This is a genomic window from Mycolicibacterium novocastrense (assembly GCF_001570485.1).
GTDB classification, from domain to species: domain Bacteria; phylum Actinomycetota; class Actinomycetes; order Mycobacteriales; family Mycobacteriaceae; genus Mycobacterium; species Mycobacterium novocastrense.
Genome location: NZ_BCTA01000059.1, coordinates 1 through 3,611 on the forward strand (window position 1 = coordinate 1; position 3,611 = coordinate 3,611).

The 3,611-nt window shown below is 63.4% G+C and carries 4 protein-coding genes; all 4 read left to right on the plus strand.

What is annotated here, in order from left to right; all coding sequences use genetic code 11:
* The coding region (locus RMCN_RS21060; RefSeq protein WP_201028898.1) for a VOC family protein at nt 1-352 on the plus strand (352 nt) is incomplete at its 5' end.
* A gap of 45 nt (nt 353-397) precedes the next feature.
* On the plus strand, nt 398-784 hold the full coding sequence (locus RMCN_RS21065) for an SCP2 sterol-binding domain-containing protein (RefSeq protein WP_014211444.1): 387 nt from the start codon (nt 398-400) through the stop codon (nt 782-784).
* Nucleotides 785-938: 154 nt separating this feature from the next.
* Nucleotides 939-2,063, plus strand: coding sequence for a dihydrodipicolinate synthase family protein (locus RMCN_RS21070; RefSeq protein ID WP_067393319.1), 1,125 nt, complete (start codon nt 939-941; stop codon nt 2,061-2,063).
* A 728-nt stretch (nt 2,064-2,791) separates the two neighbouring features.
* Nucleotides 2,792-3,611: IS21 family transposase (istA, locus tag RMCN_RS21080; RefSeq protein ID WP_234787739.1), on the plus strand; the 820-nt coding region annotated here is incomplete at its 3' end.

The following is a 3,611-nucleotide window of genomic DNA, read 5'->3' on the forward strand; positions in this document are numbered from 1 at the left end:
CTACCACTGCAACCCGCGCCATCACAGCATCGCGTTGACTCCGATGCCGGGTGTGCGGGGACTGCACCACGTGATGGTCGAGGTGCAAAGTTTGGATGACGTGGGGATGGCTTATGACCTGTGCATGTCGCGCAACATTCCGCTGAGCATGACGTTGGGGCGCCATGTCAACGATCGGATGGTGTCGTTTTACGTGCGCACACCGAGCGGGTTTGACATCGAGTACGGCTGGGATGCGGTGACCGTCGACGAGGAAACCTGGACAGTCGCTCAGTACGACCGACCCAGTGTGTGGGGCCACCAGATGGTCGCCCAAACACCACCAGGCGCACTCGAAGCCGCAACAACATGAACGGCTCGACGGACGAGACGACGAAAACGATCATATGGAGGTGAAATGGCGATCCAGTTCCTAACCGACGACTGGGCCACTGCGGTGACCGACGCGGCCAATGCCGACGAGAGGTTCCGCATTGCAGCGAAGGGACATGACGTGGTGCTCCGCGTATCCGTGTCGCAGAGCCCGGCCAGCGATGACTACTACATGCATTTCTCTGACGGGTCGCTCATCGTCGGTATCGGATCCCCGCCGCGCACGCCCGACGTGGAGGCCGAGCTCAGCTACGAAACAAACGTCGAGCTGTCTCGGGGTGCGCTCAACGGCCAGACCGCGGCCATGACCGGGCAGATGAAAGCCGTCGGCAACATGATGAAGATGATGTCGATCGGAAAAGCCCAGGATCGGCTCGCAGAACTCGAGAGCGGCTTAGACATCGACTACTAGCACTTATCGCGGCGCCTAGAGTTGACTTCGCGCCGAGGGACACAATGCCACGAACGGGAGTCCATCGGCTCAAGTCCCACCCTGGACGGTCCGGCGCGACCATACCGCCAACAAAGCCATTCCGAAAATCCTCAAACCAGATTGGACACGGCTCATGACAACACGCACCAGCGAACTCGTTCCCAGCGACATGAAGGGGTTGTGGGGATTCGTGCCGGCCTGCTCGACGCCGGACGCCGCCGATGTCAACGCGGTCGACACGATCGACACCGATGCGCTCGCGTCTCTGGTTGATCGACTGGTACGTGACGGTGTCGACGGCATCGTCACGACCGGCAGCGCCGGCGAGTCGCACACCCTTTCCGACGACGAATACCGCACGCTCATCACCACGGTCGTGGAGACGGTAAACGCCCGGGTTCCGGTGTTCGTTGGTGCCAGCACGCTCAACACGCGCGACTCGATCCGACGCGCCCGCGTCATCGCCGACCTCGGGGCGGACGGCATTATGAGCGGACCGCCAATGTACTTGCCGCAGACTACCGAGAACGCGGTCCAGTACTATAAAGACCTCGCCGAGGCCGTTCCGGAGCTGGCGATTATGATTTACCAGAACCCGCACGCGTTCCGCATCACATTGCCGCCCGGTGCATTTAGGGAGCTGGCCCAGATTCGCAATATCGTTGCGCTCAAGCAGACCTCGATGGACATCTTCAATGTGATCGGCGCCATCAAAGCGGTCAAGGACAAGATGTCGGTCCTCGTCTTGGACCAGTTGATGTACCCCGCAATGATGTTCGGTGCTGCCGGAGCGTGGAGCATCGACGTATGCATGGGCCCCTGGCCCGCGCTTTCGCTGCGCGATGCATGCCAGCGTGGCGACTGGACAGAGGCCGCGACCATCGCCGACCAGATGCAGGCGCCATTTCGAACGCTGGGCCTGACCATGGAGGAATTCCAAGCCATGCAGTCCGCCTGGTGGAAGATCGCAATCGACACTGCGGGCTATGGGCGTGCTGGGGCTGCTCGGCCGCCCTTCGTTCACATACCGCAGACCGTCGTCGACTCCGCGCACCGCTACGGTGAACGCTGGGCAGGACTTGCGGAGCGCTACCACCGGTCAAGGCAAGCCGCTGGGCTGCCGCCTGCCGCGGCGAACGGCACCCCCGCCTCGTCGTCGACGCCGGGAAAGAACCTTCAGGGTGACCTGCTGACCACTCCCGCCACCTATGCGTCTAGGTCTGTCGCCAACGTCGCCAGCCCACTCAGCAGCGACTGAACTTCGGAAAGGACTGCCAAGCGCCGAGCAATGCGACGGCGGCGAGGTTGAACAATGCCGCCTGCTCGCGACCACCGATCTGGTGGGCTTCTCCGAGAGCCCGTGCGCGATGATGGGTCAGCCGGTCAGGATTGCGATCGAGAGCAGCGTCAGGATAGGAAGTCGCACCCGAGCCAACGCGTCGCCGAGCACACAGATGGTCTGCGCAACAAGCGGTTTCGCTGCCGTGGCCACGGCGAGCATGTCACAAGTCACAAGCGCCACGGGCGGTCTGCCAGGGACCATGCCGGCGATGACTTGGAGATGCCCGAACCGATAGGCGCGACAATCGGCATCGCCTGCCGACCCGGGCGATCGGGGGAGTGGAGTCGGCTAACGCCCGCCACCCGGGTGTTTGTCGGACAATAGCGGCAACGACCGCCGCGCGTGCTCTTGTTCCCGCGCCCCGCGGCCGAATGTTCTTAGCAGGGCACCGACAGCACGACGACATCGCCAAACCTCCGCCGTGACCGGCTGGCGGCCCCGGCGCAAAGGCAAGTCGGTCAAAGAGATCAACACGTCCAGTCGCGATCTTGCTTGCACTGCCGCAGCCTGCCGAACGCGTCGTAAATGCCTGATTCGTCAGGACTTAGCGTGATCTCGTCTACATTGTTGACGACGGTTGAAGATCCGGCCAGTCGCGACGGTTGAAAAGTAGGCCACCCGATCAGATTGGATGGGTGATCTCCTTGGAAGACTGGGCCTTGATCCGGCATCTTTACCGCAGCGAAGGGCTATCGCAGCGGGCCATCGCACGGCAACTCGGCATCGCGCGAGACACCGTGGCGGCCGCGGTGGCAAGTGATGGTCCGCCGAAGTACGAGCGGGCCTCGGCGCCGTCGGCGATCAACGAGGTGGAGCCCCGAATCCGGGCGTTGTTGACGGCCTACCCGACGATGCCGGCGACGGTGATCGCCGAGCGGGTCGGGTGGACCGGTTCGATCTCCTGGTTCCGGGAGCGGGTCCGGGCGATCCGCCCGGAGTACCTGCCGGCTGATCCGGTCGATCGCCTCGAGCATCCGCCGGGACGGGTGGTGCAGTGCGACCTGTGGTTCCCGGCGCCCAAGATCCCGGTCGGTTTCGGCCAGGAGACGATGCTGCCGGTGCTGGTGATGGTGGCAGCGTTCTCCCGCTTCATCGCCGCGGTGATGCTGCCCTCCCGCCAAACCATGGACCTGGTGGCCGGGATGTGGCAGCTGCTCTCGCAGACCTTCACCGCGATACCGCACGAGTTGTGGTGGGACAACGAGGCCGGGATCGGACGGCGCGGCCGGTTGACCGAGTCGGTCACGGCATTGATGGGGACGCTGGGGTCGCGGCTGGTGCAACTCAAACCCTATGACCCCGAATCCAAGGGCATGGTCGAGCGAGCCAACCGATATCTGGAGACGTCGTTTCTGCCCGGCCGCTGCTTCATCTCACCGCAGGATTTCAACAGTCAACTCGACCAATGGCTTGCGACTGCCAACGCGCGTCGGGTGCGGGTCCTCGATGGTCGCCCGGTCGACT

Coding starts and splice junctions, on each gene's coding strand:
- RMCN_RS21070 (WP_067393319.1), top strand. CDS start 939: ATGACAACACGCACCAGCGAACTCGTTCCCAGCGACATGAAGGGGTTG.
- RMCN_RS21065 (WP_014211444.1), top strand. CDS start 398: ATGGCGATCCAGTTCCTAACCGACGACTGGGCCACTGCGGTGACCGAC.